Genomic DNA, 21,880 nt, shown 5'->3' with positions numbered 1-21,880 from the left:
TTTTAGTACTCTCAAAATTAGGAATAAAATTTACACTTTAAGGGGTTAAATCAGAAACCTGGTCAATTGCTTCTTGAATAGGAATTCTTTCCCCCAGTCTATATGCCACAATGTATGCGGTTTTGTACCCTTTATCAACCGCCCTGGACTGCATCATTTTGGCTTCCCTGTAAGATTGAGTTTCTCCGTACATATATCGGTACAAATTTTTAAAAGGTTCTTGTGACAAGTTGGTCAAACCCTTAAAATTAGCAGCATCAAGCGGCACATTTTTACTACTTGCCATTAATTGTATTTTAAAAACTATAGAAGACGCCACTTCCTTGGGAGTTATGGCCTCTTTTTTCTTTTTGACCTCTACTATTGGCTCATCGATGATTTTTTCAGGAATCTCATTTTTAGTAGTAGCTGGTGTAGTGGTGGTTTTGGCCACATCGTTTTCTTTTTGAACTGCCGGTTCTTCTTTTTTTACCACAACTACATCTTTCTTATCTTCTATTTTCTTGACCGCTTCATCCTTAATAGTATTTGCCTTTGTCTGCGCTACTGTAGTCTCAACAACACGCTCGGTAGGCTTGACCCCTTCCTTATAATTTAAGATAGCCTGGGCAATTGCCTTTCCCATTTCGGTCTGGCCTTTTTGTGAGTTCAGATAAGCACCCTCATCTTTATTGGTCAAAAAACCGGTTTCAACCAACACACTGGGCATAAAGGTTTGATGCAAAACAATGAACCCTGCTTGCTTTACCTTTCTATCCGTTCTTTTTAAGGATTTTGAAAAATTTTCCTGAATCATGGTAGCCAACGCCACACTCTGATCTAAAAATTCTTCCTGCATGATCGTAAGTCCTATTACGGATTCCGGCGAGTTGATGTCGTAATCCGCATACCGGTTCTCGTAGTTATCCTCTAAATAAATTACGGAGTTTTCTTTCTTGGCTATTTCAAAGTTCTGTTTGTTTGCGTGCAACCCAAGCACAAAAGTTCCCGCTCCATGGGCGTCTGATGTGTGGGAGTCACAATGAACGGAAACAAATAGGTCCGCGTTGGCCTTATTGGCTATTTCCCCTCGTACGAAAAGATCTACAAATGAGTCGTCCTTACGGGTATAGATCACCTTGATATCCTTGTTCTGTGATAACAAATCGCCCACCTTTAACACAATATTCAATGCAATTTTCTTTTCTAAATAACCATTGCCCAAGTTACCTGGATCATGACCTCCATGACCGGCATCGAGCACCACAATAAAGGGATCGTCAGATTTGATTTCTTCCACGGGAACAACAAATGATTGAAGCAGAAATGTCGTTGCCAAAACCAGTAATGTGCAAATAGCTTTTATTTTCATAAGTATTAGGGATTCTCTAGCCCCATATAATGGTTAAATTTATTGTAAGACCCTACATAGGGAATAAAAAATATATGTAAGTTTGGCATCTGAAACAATGGCTCATTGTACTGCCAAACCTTTACAAAAATAGGATATATAGCCTTGCAATCAAACAAACAACACTTACTTTTCCTATTAGCCATTATTATTGGCTCCTTTTATGTCCATGCACAAGAAGGTAAGGTTACACCGTTAAATATCAAAGTTCAGGGCGATAGCATCTCTGCACCACTGTTCCCTATTGAGCGTGTAAGGGACACCACCGTTACAGACTCGTTGGCCATAGATTCACTAAATCAAAAACCACCTTTGCTATTAGATAAAATAACCTATAAGGCAAAGGACTATGTAAAACTTAGCCAAAAGGAAAACAAAATATATCTCTATAACGAGGCTGAAATCTATTATCAGGATACCGAGTTAAAAGCCGGCATCATCATAATGGATTATATAAAGAATGAAGTCTATGCAGGTAGAATGAAAGATTCTTTGGGTAATTATAGTCAATTACCCTATTTTAAACAAGGTAGCAATATTGTCATCCCAGATTCAATACGGTTTAATTTTGACACTCAAAAAGCGTTGATCTGGAATTCACGCACAGAACAACAAGCCGCCGCCGGCGCACTAGGTAGTGATGTCATGAAGGTGTATGCGGAAATTACCAAAAAAGAAAACGATTCTGTTTATTTTTTAAGTGAAGGAAAGCTTACCACCTCTGCAGACACCATTAATCCAGATTATTATATTCGTATTAGAAAAGCCAAGTTTGTCCCCAAGAAAAAAGTAATTGCCGGATTCAGCAATCTTTATATTGCAGATGTACCTACACCTATTGCTATGCCTTTTGCCTATTTTCCCTTAACAGTAGGCAGGTCTGCAGGCGTGCTGATGCCCTCTTTTGGCAATGACCCCAATACGGGCTATTTCTTACAGGATATGGGGTATTATGTTCCTTTGGGCGATTATGCCGATGTTACCTTGTCCGGAGATTTTTACACCAATGGAAGCTATGCGTTCAGGAGCGCCTCGCAATATATTAAGCGCTATAAATTTAGGGGAAATGTTAATTTAAGGTTTGAGAATCAAGTAAGAAGCCAAAAAGGATTTAGCGATTACAGTCTATCACGTAATTACAATATTCAATTTTCACATTCGCAAGACCCAAAATCCAGTCCAAATTCAAGGTTCTCCGCATCCGTAAACTTAGGTAGTAGCGAATACTACCGCAACTCACTACAGCAACGTAACTTGCCTAATACGCAAAACAATACCTTATCCTCCTCTATTTCATATTCCAAGACGTTTCCCGCGTATCCGTCCGTAAATATGAGTTTAACGGCTACCCATTCGCAATTGACATCACCAACGGCAACGGCTTCGGACACGGACAATATCAATATGACCCTCCCTACTTTTCAAGCAAGCATGGAACGTATATATCCGTTTGCAAAAAGGGACGGAATTAAAAAAGGAATCATACAGAACATCAATTTCCAATATGACGTCAATGCACAGAACAGGTTGACCACCAATGATGAGGATTTTCTGACCGCTAGAATGTTCGATAATGCAAAAGTTGGGGCAAGACATCGCATTCCGTTAAACACCAACTTTAAGGTCGCAAAATTTTTTAGTGTCAGTGTAGGTGGTAGTTATGAGGATGTTTGGACCATGGAAACGTATAACAAAAGTTTTGATCCGGAGACTGAAACAGTTATAACCGATACCATAAGTGGGTTTGACAGGTTTAACAAATATAATTTTAGCAGTAGTGTAGGAACTACCTTGTACGGTACGTTTAATTTTGGGGAGGACAAAAAAATACAAGCTATACGCCATACTATGAGACCTTCCATAAGTTATGGGTATGCCCCATCATTTGATCAGTTTTATGATGAGTATATAGATGAAGATGGGGAAGTAGTACAGTTCAGCAGGTTTCAAGGTTCCCTTTATGGAGCGCCTTCTTTAGGTAAATCCAACAGTTTAGGGTTTTCGCTTGCCAATACGTTAGAAGCCAAAGTACGGGATAAGGACAGTACTAAATTAGAACCTAAAAAAGTATCGTTGTTAAGTAACTTCAACATCTCTACAGGGTATAATTTTGAATCTGACTCTTTACGTTTAAATCCGTTGAACATTAATGGCGGCACCAATATATTGGACAATAAAATGTCCATTAACTTCTCTGCAGCTTTGGATCCATACGCCATTGACAATAACGGTACAAGAATAGACACGTGGAATGCGGATAACGGTGGGAGCTTGTTTCGCCTTACCAGAGCCAATGCAAATATTTCTTATGCCATTAGTAGTGACATGTTCGGCAAAAAGGAAAAAGATGACAAAGAGGACGAGGAGGAAGACCCGTTTGACTACGTAGCCCAAAGCGGCGGAAGGGACGATGACCTATTTGGCAGGGCAGATAATTTTAATGACAATCCTATTGATAAAGATAAGGGGCAAGATGTGGAAAACCCTATTTATGGAACAAAAATACCGTGGAACTTAAGGTTGGCCTATTCCGCCAGCTATTCCAACTCTGCACGGCAGAACGAGTTTAGCAGCCACTCTTTAATGTTTACGGGAGATATTGAACTGGCGCCCCGCTGGAAAGTAGGTGGTTCATCCGGTTACGATTTTAAGAACAAAGGTTTTACGCTTACCCAATTAAGGTTTCAACGTGATCTTAAAAGTTTCTCCATGCGTTTTAACTGGACACCTTTTGGACAATACAAAAGATGGTATTTCTTTATTGGTATAGATGCTTCTATTCTAAAAGACCTTAAATGGGAAAACCGCAGTCAGCCCTTTAGTAATTAATATAAACGACCAAAATCATGAAACAAATTATAAACACCAAGAATGCCCCGGCACCAATTGGCCCATATAACCAAGCTGTATTAGCCAATAACACGTTATATATTTCCGGACAAATTCCACTTAATCCTGAAACAGGTGACCTGGTAACCGGTGATATTAAAAAGGAGACTGAACGGTCCATGGAAAATCTTAAGGCAATTTTAACTGAAGCAGGAATGACTTTTGAACATGTCGTAAAATCCTCTATTTTCTTGAGCGATATGAATCAATTCTCAGCGGTAAACGAGGTATATGGCTCCTATTTTAATGCAGAAACGGCCCCTGCTAGAGAGACCGTTGAAGTTGCGAACTTACCTAAGTTCGTAAATGTTGAAATTTCTATGATTGCCATAAAATAAGTGCTTACATATTTGCACGGTGAAATTCTACGAGACCCTCTATAGGTCTTTGGCGAATAACGCCTACGATCAAATCATTTCTTTGCAATACAGATGTAAGTTCAGCTTTTAAATAATGGGCAATACTACCAACAAAATTAATTGGCACCTTTGTAGCCAACTCAAACTGCATAACGTAGTTATTGATAAATTGCTGAAATCCTTTATCAATAACCCCTTTGGCATAAGGATGTTCCTTGTTTTCGATTAAAAAACGCGCAAAAGTTGCCAAATATGTATTGGGATTAGGTTGCTTATAAAGATTTTCCTTAATCACATCAGGATCAAGGTCATGCTGTTTTGCAAATTTGTGAGCCAAATCTGCCGGCATTTTATGAAAATAATAATCCCTGATCAATTTTCTGCCAAAGAAGTTGCCACTACCATCATCCATGGGAATATACCCTAAGGAAGTCACTTTTTGGAACAATTGGTTACCGTCGTAATAACTGCAATTGGAACCTGTACCCAGAATACAAACAATTCCTTGGTGGCCCACCTTTGTTGTGGCAAATATTGCGGCATAAGTATCCTCTTTAACTACTGCCTTTGCATTTGGAAAGAAATCTTTAAAAATACTTTTTAAAAAAATCTTCATACGGTCCGTTCCACAACCCGCACCATAAAAATATAGATGAGATACCTTTTCCCTATTTTTAGAAAGTTCAAAGTTGTTCGCCATGCGATCTTCAATAACATCTTTCGTTAAAACCTCTGGACTTAACCCTAAGGTCTGAGTCAAAAAAAGTTGCTCCCCATTATCATCCAGTGCGATCCAATCTGACTTGGTAGCACCACTATCTACTATTAAAATCATATACAGCTTGTCTTTAAAAAATAATCCTGAAAATAAGGAAAAAAAGCCTCATTTTCAGGAATTATCCTTGTTATACTAAAATGTTTGTTATAACGTATTTACATGCTGCATTAGGTCTACCATTTTATTGGAGAAACCAGCCTCATTATCATACCAGCAAATTAATTTAAAGAACTTGGAATTTAGCTCTATACCAGCTCCGGCATCAAAAACACTTGTATGGGATTCACCTATAAAATCTTGTGAAACCAAAGCTTCCTCGGTATAACCAAGAACACCTTTCAACTCCCCTTCAGAAGCAGATTTAAATGCTTTTTTGATTTCCTCGTAAGAAGTATCCTTTTGTAAACGTACGGTCAAATCCACAACGGAAACATCCGCAGTTGGAACTCTAAACGCCATACCGGTCAATTTCCCTTTTAAAGCAGGAATTACTTTGGTTACGGCAACTGCAGCTCCAGTAGAAGCAGGAATAATGTTCAACATTGCACTTCTACCACCTCTCCAATCTTTTCTTGAAGGACCATCAACGGTCATTTGAGTAGCCGTTGTTGCGTGAACCGTTGTCATCAAAGCTTCTTCAATACCGAACTTGTCATTTAAGACTTTGGCCATAGGTGCCAAACAGTTGGTCGTACAAGAAGCATTAGATACTATTGAATCAGAAGCTTTAACTTCTTTATGGTTAACACCCATTACAAACATTGGGGCATCCTTAGAAGGAGCGGAAATCACTACTTTTTTAGCACCACCGTCAATATGGTATTGAGCAGTTTCCAAAGTTGTGAATATACCTGTACATTCCGCTACGGTTGTTGCACCAACTTCATCCCATTTACAATTTTTTGGGTCTCTTTCCGCAGTAATACGTACTGTTTTACCATTAACTACCAAGTGACCGTCCTTAACCTCAACAGTACCATCAAAAGCACCATGAACCGAGTCATACTTAAGCAAATATGCCAAGTGCTCAACATCTAACAAATCATTGATGGCAACTACATCTACATCACCACGTTTTACCGTTGTTCTAAAGACCAATCTACCTATTCTTCCGAAACCGTTTATTCCTACTTTTAAATTTGACATTTTTTCTGTTTTAGTTTTTAAATTATGTTGTCATTATTTCAGAAACCCTAATGAGCTCCTTATCTATTTTCGTATGACCCTTGATCGCTTTTTCAATTGGAGTCAACGTAATTTGATTATCTTGAATACCGACCATTAAGCTTGTTTTACCTTCCAACAAAGCTTCTACGGCCTTTACGCCCATTCTACTTGCCAATACCCTATCATAACAGGACGGGGCACCGCCTCTTTGCATGTGGCCCAATACGGATACACGAACATCATATATTGGCAGATGCTCCTCTACATATTCCTTAAGTTCAAAGACATTTTTACCAGACTTATCACCCTCTGCCACAATCACGATACTTGATGATTTACCAGACTCCTTACTTCGCTTTAAGGACTCTAACAATCTGTCAAGACCCAAGTTTTCTTCCGGAATCAATATTTCTTCAGCACCAGCACCAACTCCTGCGTTCAGTGCAATATGGCCTACGTCCCTGCCCATTACCTCTACGAAGAAAAGCCTATTGTGAGAGCTTGCCGTATCACGTATCTTATCTATACATTCCACAACCGTATTCAAGGCCGTATCATACCCCAAAGTAAAGGTGGTTCCAAAAATATCGTTGTCGATCGTACCCGGAATTCCTATTATGGGAAAGTTATATTCCTTGTTAAAAATCATGGCACCGGTAAAACTACCGTCACCTCCTATTACCACAAATGCATCTATACCTGCCTTTACAAGTTGATCATGGGCTTTCTTCCTTCCTTCCGGAGTCCTGAAATCATTACAACGTGCAGATTTAAGTATAGTTCCGCCTTTGTTGATTATATTGTTTACACTACGGGCATCCATTACCTTGAAATCCCCTTCTATCATACCTTGGTAGCCCCTATAAATGGCGACACAATCTACCTTTAAGTAGGCACAGGTACGTACAACTGATCTTATGGCCGCGTTCATCCCTGGAGAATCGCCACCTGAAGTCAGCACCGCTATTTTTTTTATTACTGAAGACATGGAAAAATTTAAGCCAACGAAATTACAAAATCAAAATGCAATAAAGAAATATACTAGCTCTGCTTTTTAAAGGAAATATAAGAAAACGTTTTCGGTGTTATATTTAATTGTAAAATCTTGGAATTTTCTTTGTTTCCTAACAACTATTCTACAAAAATTTAGCGATAAATTGATTTAGGCTTATCATAGAATCTAATTAGGCTATCGTTACCCATAGTAGCGGTAGGAACAGGGTTAATTTCCTTAGGTGTTTCCTGTACCGGTTTCTTTGCCAATATTTTCTGAAAAAGTTCCTTAAAATTATTAAAATCCACCTCATAAGTTAAGCCGGCACCTTGTGTAGACCCTTGCTGATCGGACAGGTATGCCTGAATTTCACTTTGCCTACTAAAGAATATGGCGCTCAAGGTGCCCTCCTCGTTTAACAATACCTGAATCTCAAAATCTCCTGCAACCAATGTTTCACTCGATGCCCCAACCGGAACACCCACCTTACCATTGAATAATATCCTATCCGAAATTTGTGTAGAAACGGTGACCCCGATCCTATCATCTGTTTCAATGTCCGCAGACCTATCCAATATACCTTGCTCATAACTGAGGCCTAAATTGAATTTATCATTGCCCCCGCTCAAGATAGAATTTAATATTCCGGAAGCACTTTGAACCAAGTTTCCGGTAATGGCCTGTTGGTTAATACCACTTTGAGAATTTACAAAAGTGCCCTGTGCCAGCAGGAAAATTGCGTTTTTCTCCTCTACGGTTGGATCTTGAAGGCGATATTCCAATTCTGATTGTACAATAGAATTGGTTCCTGGAAAATCAATCCCAAAATCTATATCGGGACTTTGAAGTTCACCGGTAAGACGAATTATCACATCCGTAGGTATTCTTCTGGTAAAGCCGGGGTCGTCTAACAAAGGGGCCGGATTTGCATTTAGGGAATAGATGGCCTCCATATCCAACAAGGCCTCTAAAGGTTTTTGGTCCCAGTTTATGGTTCCGCCAGGTTCCACCTTAAATTTCTTATCTATAATGCCCCCAAATTTGTAATTATATTCCCCCGTAACCACTACGAAGTCACCATACATCTCAAACTTACCATTAGTATTTATTTGTATCAGGATAATACCTTCCCCCGTCCCTTTCAAGGAACTTCCGGTTTTGGTATCCGTAACGATTTCCACCTCTGCCTCTGGTGTGACATCAAGGTTAAACTCCAACTCTAACCCTTGATAATCCTTTAATTGTCTTTGGCGCTCAATGGTACGATTATCCTTTTTTTCTATAAAATTGATAAAGGAATAATCCCCTACACTGGCAACATCGCTCAAAGGAATCTTTAAAGAGGTACCTTCTGCCGTAGCACCGTCAACCGTAATGTTCAAAGCTGTTGTTGGTCCAAAAATTCGGCCTTTTCCATTGAGGTATCCGGTACCGTAGTAAAGGTCACCTTCCTTAAATTCAGTATTTAAAATTAAAAAACGTTCATTGTTCGTATTCACATCCAGATCCAATACCCAATTATCAAAATAACTATGTGTAATGGTACCATCTAAATTTGCTTTGGTTCCTTTTGCCACATCCTGTAAGGCAATTTGCTCAAAATTAAAGGTTTGGTTGGCAAGTACTACGCGGGACCTGGGGGCAAAACTATAATCTACATTAAGATACGGCACAGCAATACCCGCATTATCCAAGGTTAACAGGCCATCAAAATTTGGATTATCCACACTACCCGTAATCCTGACCCTACCGTCAATATCCCCCCTAATATGATCTATGACCCCCTCCCCCAATGGACTGAACGGTTCTAGGTCAAAGTTGTTAAAATTAGCGATTAAGTTAGCCTTAGGTATTGCTTCTTTATTTTCAATTTTACCTACCACACTGAACTTTTCCAGATTATTTTCAGAAAGTTGGGAATTCACTTGAAATTCCGTTAAATCCTTATTTCCTATTATATTGATGACGAGGTCGCCCAACGGTATATCATTAATACCAAAATCGCCTATATTAAGATTGGAGGATGGCAGATATATTCCGTCTTTCTGTAAAATATTCAAGGTACCATTGACCTCTCCTTGCAGTTTAAGACTATCTATTACCGGCGTAATCTTATCTAAAGACACAATTTTAAACTGTAGCTGAAGGTCTTTATAGGTAGAATCCGCAAGCTGCCCTTTTAACCTTATTTGCTCCTTTTCCTCATTGTTCATTACAATTTCCTGTATTGTAATACTGTCAAGAGCCCTGTTTAAAATAACTTTATTCTTACTATCTCCATCTTTATTGAGCACCCATTTATTTCCCTTGAAATTTACATCTGAAGTCTTGAGCCCTATTACGGATTTGTTCTGCTTATTAAAGGTGTGGTAAAAGTTTAGGTTATAGGAATCATCAAAATCACTACCGCCCTTAAACTCCGATCTAAAGAACAACGTATCTTTTAAGGTAGTGTTGATCAGATTAAAATCCTTAAAATTATAGTACGGGGTATCTAACTCTCCTACGGACACAAATGTATTGAATAGAGGGTTCTTATTATCTATCCGCACTTCTATTTGATCGGCCGCCGTACCAAAGGCCTCTATACTTGGAGATTCAAAATTCAATTTAAAATCACCTTCATCTGCAATAATATTACCTTTTATAAACGTATTGGGGTCAAACCTAACCTCTGGAAAAAACACATCTACGATCTTGTTGTAAATCTTGAAGTTAAAAGAAAGGTTTTGACCATCAGATATTTGAAAAGGTCTGTAATTGGTATAAATACTACCCAAAGAATTCTGGACTAACTTACCAAGTTCCCTTACCTTAAAATTACCTTTCATATACCCGGTAATGATATCGGGAGAATTTATTTGAATTGTTCTGGAATTTTCATTGTCAAAACTTGATGTTATGGCAAAATCATCAAAATAATAGGTGTCGTTTACATTTTGATAATTGGTTTTGGTAAACTGGATGTCCCCTACGATATTATCCAAAGAGGTACCCGTAATATTCATACTTACATTTCCTTTAAAAATACTGACACTATCATTTATGAAGTTCAATCTTTTTAAATCGGCATAATCAACAGAGGCTATAAAGTTGAAATTGTTTCTTGATTCGGCAACATTGGCCAACCCTTTAAAACTGAATTTCAAGTTTTCATCATTACTTACCAAGGAACCATCAAACAATTGATCCTTGACAATACCAGATACTCTTAAGTCTTGATAATTATACTTGTTAAACTCAATGGAATAAATTTGCCCAATAACTTCAGTGTTCAATTTTTCCTTTACAAACCCTTTTCCTTCAACATTAAAATCCAGGGTGGTCTTTCCCAAGTTTTTATTTTCGGCAAAATCCCCAAGGTCAAAATCGATCAAAGAGATGAACCCCTTATAAGTTGCATTATCAATATTATTAAAATTGCTTAATACTATATCTGCATAACTACTACCAATAGCCGTATTTAAGTTGACCTTTGCATCTATGGAAGAATTGGTTATGAACGCGTTTCCCCTAATGGTAAACTGCCCCAACTTACTAAATGTAGAAGGCAAGGAATTTCCAATTAAATTGGGCAGTAAGGCATTTAGCTGGTAATAACTGCTGGTTACGTTTTTCATGTCGGCATCCAGACTGAAAGGCTTTTGTTTGCTGAACAAATTCTTAAAATTAAAATCGCCCCTAATACCCGTATTGTCTGAAAACAAAAACAGGTTATCCGTATTTAAATCATTGAGAACACCATTGATATCTGCGCTGAAGGTGACTTCCTTACCTTTTCCAAATTCGTTGTAGAGTAAATTTACCTCATCAAAAGCCACTTTAGACTCCTTAAAATCTGCCACAACGTTTACCTTGTTCAAAAAATCACGAAAATCTTCCCGGTTATAATTAAATACCAAATTCCCGTCCAATTTGGAGAGCGGGGTATTGATTTTTAATGAATCAAACCGCATTTGCTGCTTGGTATATTTAAAATTGGTAGCCAATTTATTCAGTTTTAAGCCCCTATTGCTAAAAAGGGACATATCTTGGATATCTGCGGAAACCTCCGGTCCAAGAATCTGAAAATTACCGGCATTTATATTTAAGCTATCAAAATTAAGAATGGTCTCTTTCTCAAGGTTTTCATCCAGGTATTTAAATCTACTTTTTTGGATTTCCACATAGGAAGATGACAACTTAAAAGGGGGGGTACCCGGAGCCCTAGGCTTACCATCGTCCAATTTATCCACAAAAACCTCTAGGTTGGTATCTTGTTCGCCGTAATAGGTCTTTAACTTAAAATTGAGTTCATCTACCTCTATATCCCCAAATTCCAAATTACCCTGCGCAAGATTACCAATACTTAGGATAGAGGTTCTTAGTTCATTAACGTAAAACAATGTGTCTTTTTGATAGTCCTCAATAAACACACCTTCCAGAGCAGTATCCCAAGAAATCAAGGATAATTTTAAACGCTCAATATTGATATGGGTTCCATATTGGTTGTTGATTTTTTTGGTGGCATATTGAGCCAATAACGTTTGTACAAAAGGCAAAGAAAAAATTAGGGTACTAAAAACGCATATCAGTAGCAACACCAATACAATTCTTATCAATATTTTCCTAAGTTTTTTGATAGGGCTATATGTTTTACCTTTGTTATTCAAATTTTATTCCAAACATGCTGGAACACAAACCAATTTACATTCTTGCAATAGAGTCTTCCTGTGACGATACTTCTGCGGCAGTTTTAATGAACGATAAAGTGCTAAGCAACGTGGTGGCAACCCAAGCTATTCATGAGGAATATGGGGGGGTCGTACCAGAATTAGCATCTAGAGCGCATCAACAAAATATTGTTCCTGTTGTGGACCAAGCAATAGCCAGAGCAAATATCGATAAAAAACAATTATCCGCCATAGCATTTACACGTGGACCTGGTCTTATGGGATCATTGCTGGTAGGCACCTCTTTTGCAAAATCCTTATCATTAGGTTTAGACATTCCATTAATAGAGGTCAACCACATGAAGGCCCATATTCTGGCCCATTTTATAGCGGACGAAAAGATGACCTCGCCCAAATTTCCTTTTTTGGCCTTGACCATTAGCGGAGGCCATACCCAAGTTGTACAGGTAAACGATTATTTTGACATGAAAATAATTGGCCAGACCTTGGACGACGCCGTGGGAGAGGCTTTCGACAAAAGCGCAAAAATCTTGGGATTGCCTTATCCAGGGGGTCCATTAATAGATAAACATGCGGCCAATGGAAACCCACATAAATTTGAATTTCCTATACCAAAGGTTAAAGATTTAAATTTTAGTTTTAGTGGTTTAAAAACCAATATTCTTTATTTCATACAACGCAATACAAAGGACAACCCCAATTTCATAAACGAGAATTTAGAGGATATCTGTGCATCAATTCAATATACGATTATTGAAATTTTAATGCGTAAATTGAAAAAAGCCGTAAAACAGTCAGGTATTAAAGAAGTGGCCATTGGTGGAGGAGTGTCAGCAAATTCCGGGATACGTAAAGCATTGACAGATGCCCAGGAAAAGTACGGATGGAAAACCTATATACCCCAATTTCAATACTGCACGGATAATGCGGCCATGATAGGAATTGTTGGGTATCATAAGTTTAAAAATGAAATCTTTTCAAAGCAAGATATCACCGCACAAGCTAGATATGTAATATCTTGATGTTTAAATAGATTATATGCAATTATTCTACAATCCAAATCTGGAAGAAAAAGACACCGCGTTTACATTTGACAGCAGTGAGAGCAAGCATATTGTTAAGGTATTGAGGAAAAAAAATGGCGATGAACTAAACATTACCAATGGTAAAGGATTCTTGTTCACCGCCAAAATTATTTCAGACAATGTAAAAAAATGTGAAGTTGAAATTAATTCCTGCAATAGAACCTACCCAAAAGCATACAGACTACATTTGGCAGTGGCCCCCACTAAAATGAACGATCGTTATGAATGGTTCCTGGAAAAGGCCACTGAAATAGGGGTAGATGAAATTACCCCCTTGATTTGCAAACGTTCTGAACGCAAAATTGTAAAATTGGACCGTATGCAAAGGGTCATTGAAGCAGCTATGAAACAATCTTTACAGACCTATTTACCTAAAATAAACGAACCAATTGCCTTTTCTGAATTTATGGACCAACCTACCAATGGGTTAAAGTTCATAGCGCATTGTGAGGAAACCGAACGTCATGAACTAAAACGAAGAATAGCCGCCGATCAAGATGTTACCATATTAATTGGCCCCGAAGGAGATTTTACGTTAAGTGAAATAAAAAAGGCATACACCGTAGGATATCAACCCGTTGCCATGGGCAATACAAGGCTCCGTACAGAGACCGCAGCCATTGTAGCTTGTACTATTGTCGCCTCAATTAACAACGGATAAGGAAATAATTTCAATACTAGACAGGCCCAAAAGTTTTTCCATTACCTAATTTACTAAATTTGGGCATGAAAAAATTTGTGGTCTTAATAGCTATCATGCTTACATCCATTATACTGCATGGACAAGAAATTGCCATTTTAAAATATAATGGTGGTGGCGATTGGTATGCCAACCCAACGGCATTGCCTAATTTAATTAAGTTTTGCAATTCCAATATTGGCACCACGTTAAAAAATAAACCGGAAACGGTAGAAGTGGGTAGTACATCTATTTTTCAATACCCATTTTTACACATGACAGGCCACGGCAATGTTATATTATCCGATGATGAAATAGAAAATCTGCGTACATATCTTTTATCCGGTGGATTTTTACATATCGATGATAACTATGGTATGAAGCCGTATATTACAAGAGAAATAAAAAGGCTGTTTCCTAACAAACCTTTAGAGGAATTGGGATTGGACCATCCAATTTTCTCGATAGCATATAAATTTCCACAAGGGCTACCTAAAATCCATGAACATGACGGTGAACGTCCACAAGCTTTTTCCATTGTTCATAATAACAGGATTGTTCTATTGTTCACCTCCGAAAGTGATTTAGGTGATGGTTGGGAAGACCCTACCGTGCATAATGACCCAGATGAAATAAGACAAATTGCCTTGAAAATGGGAGCCAATATCATCTCCTATGCTTTTAAAAATTAACTATGACCGCAAAAACCATTTCTAAAGGAATATTAAGTGCTGTTGGCGTAATGGTGGGTATTGTACTCCTACTCTATTTTCTTTATACAATTAGGTCCGTATTGGCCTATTTGACCATTGCGGCCGTGGTGGCACTTATTGGCAGCCCTTTGGTCAGGTTTTTTAGGCTTAGGCTAAAACTTCCAAATATTTTGGCCGTAATAATCACCATGCTTTTAATGGTCGGTATTTTAGCCGGTATTTTTGCCTTGTTCATACCCCTACTCTCGGAACAAAGTAAAAACCTATCTCTTTTAGATATAGATGGTTTACAAAAAAGCATTAACACCCTTTACCATCAGATTACCAATTATTTGGGGCTGTCATCCAATATGGTGGAAAATGTCATTGATGATGTTAAATTGGAAAGGAATATTTTAGAAGGTCTTGATATTGGGTTTATTCCCAACTTTTTAAACTCATTTCTAACAGTTTTAAGTTCGGCAAGCATTGGCTTGTTTTCTGTACTCTTTATTTCTTTTTTCTTTTTAAAGGATAGAAAACTTTTTGAATATGGATTGCTCATATTTGTCCCAAAGGATAAAAAACAAGGCACTACAAATTCCATTGAAAAAATAAATGGATTGTTATCAAGATATTTTGTTGGATTATTGTTACAGATTTTTATTCTATTTATAATCTACACCATAGTATTGCTCATTGTAGGTATAGAAAATGCGGTGGTCATTGCCTTTCTTTGCGCATTGTTTAATATCATTCCATATATTGGCCCAATTATAGGTGGGGTAATGATGTTGACCTTGACTATGACCAGTAACTTGGGACAAGATTTTAGTGAAATCATCTTACCAAAGACAGGCTATGTGTTAATAGGATTGGTGTTTGGGCAGCTAGTTGATAATTTTTTCTCCCAACCTTTTATTTTTTCCAACAGTGTAAAATCCCATCCATTGGAAATATTCTTGATCATCATTATTGCAGGTCTTTTATTTGGTGTAGTAGGTATGATTGTTGCCATACCGGGATATACCGCAATTAAGGTGATTTTAAAAGAATTTTTATCGGACAATCAAATAGTAAAATCACTCACGCAAAATCTATAAACTTTAGTGAATCCTGCAGTTTTAAGTGATGAAGTTCAACAGTTCATTAATGAACATCTATCAACTGACGTTCATAAATTACTGTTGAAAAAATCCCCTTTTGTAGAGATTACATCCAAAGAATTGGTGGAGCAAATAGAATCCAAGGCAAAAGCAAAGCATAAGTTACCTACTTGGTTCAATACGGAAAAAATCTATTACCCCAATAAACTAAACCTTTCCCAAACGTCATCAGAAATTACGGCCGCTTATAAAGCTTCATTATTGCATGGCTCTTCATTAATTGATTTAACAGGTGGTTTTGGAGTAGATACATATGCTTTTGCCAAAATAATGCAACAGGTAGTCCATATTGAAAAAAATATGATGCTTTCAAAAATTGCAGCCCACAATTTTGAACAATTGGGTATAGCTAATATTGACTTTCATATTGAAGATGGAATAGCTTTTTTAAGGGCCAATGACCTTATATATGATTGGATTTTTATTGACCCCTCTAGAAGAGATAAGGATAACAAAAAAGTCTTCTATTTAAAAGACTGCGAACCTAATATAACTGAACAGTTTGATTTTCTTTTTAGCAAGGCCAACAACATCATGGTAAAAACAGGTCCTTTATTGGACATTAATAATGGTCTTACCCAAATGGCCCATGTAAAGGAAATTCATATTATTGCCGTGTCCAATGATGTAAAGGAGCTGCTATGGATTTTAAACAAGGACTATACCGGTGAGCCACACATTAAAACAATAAATTTCAAAGACGCCAACCCACAACTATTTGACTTTATTCTAAGCGATGAAAAAAATGCACTCGCTAATTATTCATTACCTAGACAATACCTCTATGAACCTAATGCTTCTATTTTAAAATCCGGAGCCTTTCAACATATAGCAAATGCTTTTTCCCTTTATAAACTACATTTACATTCCCATATATATACCTCGGATAAATTAATTACTTTTCCAGGTAGGCGATTTATAATTTTGGAAACTCTGGATTATTCCAAAAAATCCATAAAGCAATTAAAATTGAACAAGGCCAATTTAACTACCAGAAATTTTCCAGATAACGTTAAGGAAATAAGGAAAAAACTCAAATTAAAGGAAGGCGGATACAATTATCTCTTTTGTACCACCACCTATGATGAAAGATTAAAAATCCTAATTTGCGAGCAAATCTTTTAAAAAGAAATAGGCCTTATTTATATTTTTTTTTAACTATAAGTTTTCTTAAAAATATAGGGAAAAACTATTCTCTACACACCACTATAACGTTTTAGAAAGCCCAACTACAACGTTATATTTTTAAAAAATTACATACAATTATCAGTTATAATGTTAAAATTTTAACATTTATAAATATAAATTCTACTTGGCTTTATTTTTTAAAAATTCAATAAATACAGGCAGTTCAAGAGTTTTCGTGTAGTTGTTTTTTAAAATTGCCAATTATGGACTCCATAATTTTCATAAATGATTTATGCCTATTTGACATTTAATTGCTATTATTATATCGGATTTTGATTTTTTTAACATTTGATAGCTCAATCAATTAAACAACAAATCAACTTGCCGAAATTTATTTAAACTAACAAACAACAACGATTATGAATCAAAAACGTGATTTCAGGTCGGTAAAGTTCCAAAAAAGGTCTTCCTTTTTTAAATCTGGAATTTTATCGGCACTCATCTGTCTTGGAGCCCAAATGGCACAGGCAAATGAGAAAACAAAAGCTTCAACAGAATTTGAAGTTAACACAGTACAATCTACAGTTACGGGTACGGTAACAGATGAACTTGGAACGCCACTCCCAGGAACCAATGTGGTAGAAAAAGGTACTACGAACGGTACCCAAACAGATTTTGACGGTAACTTTACACTAAATGTTCAACCAGGAGCAACATTAGTGTTTAGTTATATAGGGTTTCAAGCTAAGGAAGTAGCGGTAAATGGTCAATCCGTCATAAACACTTCCTTATCTGAAGATGCAGCGGCCTTGGATGAAGTTGTAGTAACAGGATATCAAGTACAGACCAAAAGGGAAACAACAGCTGCAGTTTCTATAGTAGCAGCTGAAGATTTAGCAGCGGTACCTTCTGGAAACATAGAACAACAATTACAAGGTAGGGTTGCCGGTGTTACCGTATTGACAAATGGTCAACCGGGTACTACAAGTCAAATTAGGGTTAGGGGTTTTAACTCATTTGGTAACAATGCACCGTTATATGTAGTTGATGGAGTCCCAACGCGAAATGTGGACTTTATAAATCCAGATGACGTACAAACCGCAACTGTACTTAAAGATGCGGCCGCCGCCTCTATTTATGGTGCAAGAGCGGCAAACGGGGTAATAGTATATACCACCAAACAAGGATCAAGATCAAAAAGAAAAACTACGATGACATTAAATGTCAACAGTGGTGTTGTTGACCCAAATGTTGCCGGTGCCCCACAAATGCTAAGTCCGTTAGAAATGGCAAGGTATACGCATATAGGATATGAGAACAATGCAGCCGCCAATGGTACTGCTGTTCAATATACACATCCGCAATATGGTACCAATGCTACGCCAACAATTCCAGACTACTTACATGCAAATGGCCAGAACGGAGTAAGTGCTGCAAATGTAGATTTAGCCGCTGTAAGAGCAGCATATGAATCTGATCCAGATAACACGTTCTTGATCAGACCTAATTTACAAGGTACCAACTGGTATAAGGAAATTACGCGTATAGCACCCCAGAGCAGGGTTTCTTTAGGATTTGATGGAGGAACGGAAAATGGTCGTTTTTACATGGGTATTTCAGCACAAAACCAAGACGGTATAGTTCTGGCCCAGGAATTTTCTCGTTACGCAGCCCGTTTTAATTCTGAATGGGACGTTACGCCTTGGTTGAGCGTTGGTGAAAACTTTCAGGTTACTTACAGATCTGCTATTGGTATTGCCGGTGGAGCCGGTGGTGTAGAAGTAGCGGATGATGAATCTGAAGTTCTTTCCGCTTTTAGAATGCCTACCATAATTCCGGTAAGGGATGAATTTGGCAGCTATGCCAGTACGAAAGCAGCTGGTTTCAACAACCCAAGAAACCCTGTAAGAAGATTAAAGCTTAACAATGGTGATGACAAATCATACAACATTGGTGGATTTGGAAATGTTTATGCATTGATTAAACCTTTAGAAGGTTTAACCTTACGTTCCAGTCTTGGTGGTAGTTATGGTAATTACCATTATGTAGATTACAACTACAGATATTTAGGGGATTCTGAGCCAGAAGCCAGTAACTCATTCGGCGAAGGTAGTGGCTATGGTTTTTCATGGACGTTTACAAATACCTTTAGCTATGAAAAACTTTTTGGGCAACATAAGCTGACCGCTTTTGGTGGTATAGAGGCATTGAATACCGGAAGAGGTAGAAATATTTCAGGTTTTGGTATCAATCCATTTTCTACAGATTTGGATTTTCAAAGCTTAAGTGTTGTGCAGAGTCCTGTAGTCCAAAGTAACCAGTTTAAGGGATCAACCTACTTTTCTACTTTTGGAAAGTTAGATTATAACTTTAACGAAAAGTATTATTTAACAGGTGTACTTCGTCGTGATGGTTCATCTCGTTTTGGTGAAAACAAAAGATATGGTGTTTTCCCTGCAGTTTCAGCTGCTTGGAGGGTTATTGACGAACCGTTTATGCAAAACCAAGATATCATTTCTGATTTAAAAATTAGAGGTGGTTGGGGTGAAATGGGTAGTGATTCCAACGTATCGCCCAATAACCAATACTCTTTATTTGCTTCTGATCGTGGCAATACGTTTTATCCAATTGATGGTCAAAACAGTGGTGCCAACGAAGGATTTGCGGCAAGTAGAATTGGAAATCCAAATGCACAATGGGAAACCTCTGAAACAACGAACATAGGTTTTGACCTTTCCTTGTTCAATAATAAATTGGAATTTATCCTGGATTGGTGGAAAAAAGATACTAGAGACCTTCTTTACCAAGTGCCGTTACCAGGTGTAGCAGGTAATTACGCCGCTTCACCATCAGTTAACATTGGTGGTATGAGCAACAAAGGGGTAGATTTCCAGATAATTGGTAGAGGTAATATTACCGAAGACCTTTCTTTTGAAGTAACCAGTACAAATTCATTCCTTAAGAATGAAATTACCGCTTTGGCTCCAGGTATTGATGCTTTTGGTGATAACATTGCCTATAGAGGTATAGCACCAATACGTAATTCCGTAGGAGAATCCATTTCTACGTTCTTCGGTTATAATGTAATAGGATACTTCAACTCAGCTGAAGAAGTTGCAAATTCACCAGATCAAGCGGATAAGGCCCTAGGTCGTTTTAGATATGAGGACGTAAACGGTGATGGCGCCATTACTCCGGACGATAGAACGGTTATTGGTAGTGCTGTACCGGATTTTACCGGTGGTTTGGATTTAATCTTACGTTATAAGAACTTAGAGTTCCAGACCTATTGGTATGGTTCCGTAGGTAATGAAATTTTCAACCAATCCAAATGGTTTACTGATTTCTTTGGTACGTTTGAAGGTTCTGCAAAAGGTGTGGCCGCTTATGGTTCATGGACACCGGAATTAGGTAACAATGCAACTGCCCCAATTTGGGAAAGTGCCTCTAACTTAAGTACGAGTGGAGCATCTAACTCCTGGTATGTAGAAGACGGTAGCTACTTAAGGTTGGTTCAACTGAGAATAGGTTATAATTTCGATGCAGACTTAGTTGAAAGCATGGGACTTAGCAAGTTTTCCGTAGGATTATCCGCAAACAACATTTGGACAATTACGGATTACAGTGGACTTGATCCACAAGTTGCAGGACCAGATACCAACTTTGGTATAGATGTAGGTAACTTCCCAGTAACTCCAAGCTACGCAATTACCTTAGAAATAGGCATTTAAGAGTTAAAACATAAAATTAACAATACAATATTTAGTAACTTTAAGAAAAAGTAAACTATGAAAACATTTAAATTAAAAAAAAACGTCGTTACTCTTAGGCGCGTTGCTTCTAGCATCGATGTCATGTAGCGATGAATTTTTGCAGGTAGCCCCAACGGACTCCCTTGCAGATTCACAGGTAAGTACCAAGGCAGGTATTGACGGTTTATTGATCGGTACATATTCTGCCCTGAACGGAGTTTTTGGAAATAGATTCGAAGGTCCTAACCACTGGGCCACAGGATCAGTTGTTGGTGGAGATGCCAACAAAGGAACAGATGCAGGGGATTATAGCTCCCTTAATCCCATTCAACGTTATGAGGCCAGTCCCGTAGACCCTAACAATGATTTTAACAATCTTTGGAGAGGCAGGTATGAAGGGGTAAGCCGTGCCAATAAGGTGTTATCGGCCATTGCCAATTCAACTGAATTGACGCGCTGGGGATGGGGATTTTATATTGTTGTTGGGGGGAAAGTATTCAAAAGGCCAAATTTATACCAAACAAAAATTGGTGAAGCCAAGGACTTGTTTGACGATGTAATTGAAAATGGTGTAACATCCAACGGTCTTAAGTATGATCTGTTAGATGATTACGCGCAAATTTACAATGCAGAAAATGACAACCATGCAGAAGCTGTTTTTGATGTGGAATCTGCAAACAATACGGGTAACGTACAAAATGCAAATGCCTTTGACGACTTGAACTACCCTTATAATACCGGTCCTGATGGTCCTGGTAACTGCTGTGGATTCTTTCAACCAAGTTTTGAAATGGCAAATTCATATAGAACAGGTGCAGACGGACTTCCTCTATTGGATAAATCATATAACAACCCAGAAAATGTGGTGAAAAATGATTTTGGTCTGGAAGCGGATGAACCGTTCGTTGAAGATGATGGTCCGTTAGATCCTAGAATTGATCATGCTATAGGAAGAAGAGGTATTCCTTATTTAGATTGGATAGAACACCCAGGTAAAGCTTGGATTCGTAGCCAACCTTATGCCGGTCCTTATTCCCCTAAAAAGTATATCTATTACAGAAGTCAGGAAAATAGCTTTACGGATGGTAGTTCTTGGACACGTGGTTATGCAACAATGAACTATACCAT

General features: G+C 37.9%; 14 protein-coding genes. 9 read left to right on the top strand and 5 right to left on the bottom strand.

Features of this window, described 5'->3' with window-relative positions; genetic code table 11:
• Positions 1 to 37: 37 nt before the first annotated feature.
• A complete protein-coding gene (locus JM81_RS00070) occupies positions 38 to 1,351 on the bottom strand; it encodes an N-acetylmuramoyl-L-alanine amidase (protein ID WP_144800197.1) in 1,314 nt (437 codons plus the stop codon).
• A 144-nt stretch (positions 1,352 to 1,495) separates the two neighbouring features.
• Between JM81_RS00070 and JM81_RS00065 the strand changes: the two genes are divergently transcribed.
• Together JM81_RS00065 and JM81_RS00060 are read left to right on the top strand one after the other, a co-directional pair.
• Positions 1,496 to 4,219: a putative LPS assembly protein LptD gene (locus JM81_RS00065; protein WP_144800196.1), complete on the top strand. Its 2,724-nt coding sequence runs from the start codon at positions 1,496 to 1,498 to the stop codon at positions 4,217 to 4,219.
• A 17-nt stretch (positions 4,220 to 4,236) separates the two neighbouring features.
• Entirely contained in the window at positions 4,237 to 4,617 is a 381-nt protein-coding gene (locus tag JM81_RS00060) for a RidA family protein (protein WP_144800195.1), read from the top strand.
• 4 nt (positions 4,618 to 4,621) lie between these two features.
• Here the strand turns inward: JM81_RS00060 and JM81_RS00055 are convergent, their stop codons facing one another.
• From JM81_RS00055 to JM81_RS00040, 4 genes are all read right to left on the bottom strand, one after another.
• A complete protein-coding gene (locus JM81_RS00055; protein WP_089261717.1) occupies positions 4,622 to 5,473 on the bottom strand; it encodes an N-acetylglucosamine kinase in 852 nt (283 codons plus the stop codon).
• An 87-nt stretch (positions 5,474 to 5,560) separates the two neighbouring features.
• Positions 5,561 to 6,562 carry a type I glyceraldehyde-3-phosphate dehydrogenase gene (gene gap / locus JM81_RS00050; protein WP_089261719.1) on the bottom strand — a complete coding sequence of 334 codons (1,002 nt, stop codon included), beginning with the start codon at positions 6,560 to 6,562 and terminating at the stop codon, positions 5,561 to 5,563.
• 22 nt (positions 6,563 to 6,584) lie between these two features.
• On the bottom strand, positions 6,585 to 7,571 hold the full coding sequence (gene pfkA, locus JM81_RS00045; protein WP_144800194.1) for a 6-phosphofructokinase: 987 nt from the start codon (positions 7,569 to 7,571) through the stop codon (positions 6,585 to 6,587).
• Positions 7,572 to 7,729: 158 nt separating this feature from the next.
• Positions 7,730 to 12,118: a translocation/assembly module TamB domain-containing protein gene (locus JM81_RS00040; RefSeq protein ID WP_144800193.1), complete on the bottom strand. Its 4,389-nt coding sequence runs from the start codon at positions 12,116 to 12,118 to the stop codon at positions 7,730 to 7,732.
• Positions 12,119 to 12,243: 125 nt separating this feature from the next.
• On the opposite strand from JM81_RS00040, the gene tsaD reads away from it, so the two are divergent.
• The 7 genes from tsaD to JM81_RS00005 form a co-directional block, all read left to right on the top strand.
• Positions 12,244 to 13,272: a tRNA (adenosine(37)-N6)-threonylcarbamoyltransferase complex transferase subunit TsaD gene (tsaD, locus tag JM81_RS00035; RefSeq protein WP_409994640.1), complete on the top strand. Its 1,029-nt coding sequence runs from the start codon at positions 12,244 to 12,246 to the stop codon at positions 13,270 to 13,272.
• Positions 13,273 to 13,288: 16 nt separating this feature from the next.
• Entirely contained in the window at positions 13,289 to 13,996 is a 708-nt protein-coding gene (locus JM81_RS00030; RefSeq protein WP_089261723.1) for a 16S rRNA (uracil(1498)-N(3))-methyltransferase, read from the top strand.
• 65 nt (positions 13,997 to 14,061) lie between these two features.
• Positions 14,062 to 14,706, top strand: a complete 645-nt coding sequence (locus tag JM81_RS00025) for a DUF4159 domain-containing protein (RefSeq protein WP_089261725.1) — start codon at positions 14,062 to 14,064, stop codon at positions 14,704 to 14,706.
• A 2-nt stretch (positions 14,707 to 14,708) separates the two neighbouring features.
• Positions 14,709 to 15,809, top strand: a complete 1,101-nt coding sequence (locus JM81_RS00020; RefSeq protein WP_144800192.1) for an AI-2E family transporter — start codon at positions 14,709 to 14,711, stop codon at positions 15,807 to 15,809.
• 6 nt (positions 15,810 to 15,815) lie between these two features.
• On the top strand, positions 15,816 to 16,997 hold the full coding sequence (locus JM81_RS00015) for a class I SAM-dependent methyltransferase (RefSeq protein WP_144800191.1): 1,182 nt from the start codon (positions 15,816 to 15,818) through the stop codon (positions 16,995 to 16,997).
• Between the two features lie 422 nt (positions 16,998 to 17,419).
• The gene (locus JM81_RS00010; RefSeq protein WP_144800190.1) at positions 17,420 to 20,731 is read left to right on the top strand and encodes a SusC/RagA family TonB-linked outer membrane protein; all 3,312 of its coding nucleotides are present in this window, start codon (positions 17,420 to 17,422) and stop codon (positions 20,729 to 20,731) included.
• Positions 20,732 to 20,834: 103 nt separating this feature from the next.
• On the top strand, positions 20,835 to 21,880 hold a 1,046-nt coding region (locus JM81_RS00005; RefSeq protein ID WP_409994639.1), incomplete at its 3' end, for a RagB/SusD family nutrient uptake outer membrane protein.

The sequence above is a fragment of the Maribacter sp. MAR_2009_72 genome (genome assembly GCF_007827235.1).
In the GTDB taxonomy this organism is placed as follows: domain Bacteria; phylum Bacteroidota; class Bacteroidia; order Flavobacteriales; family Flavobacteriaceae; genus Maribacter; species Maribacter sedimenticola.
This window is presented reverse-complemented; position numbering and strand designations above follow the sequence as displayed.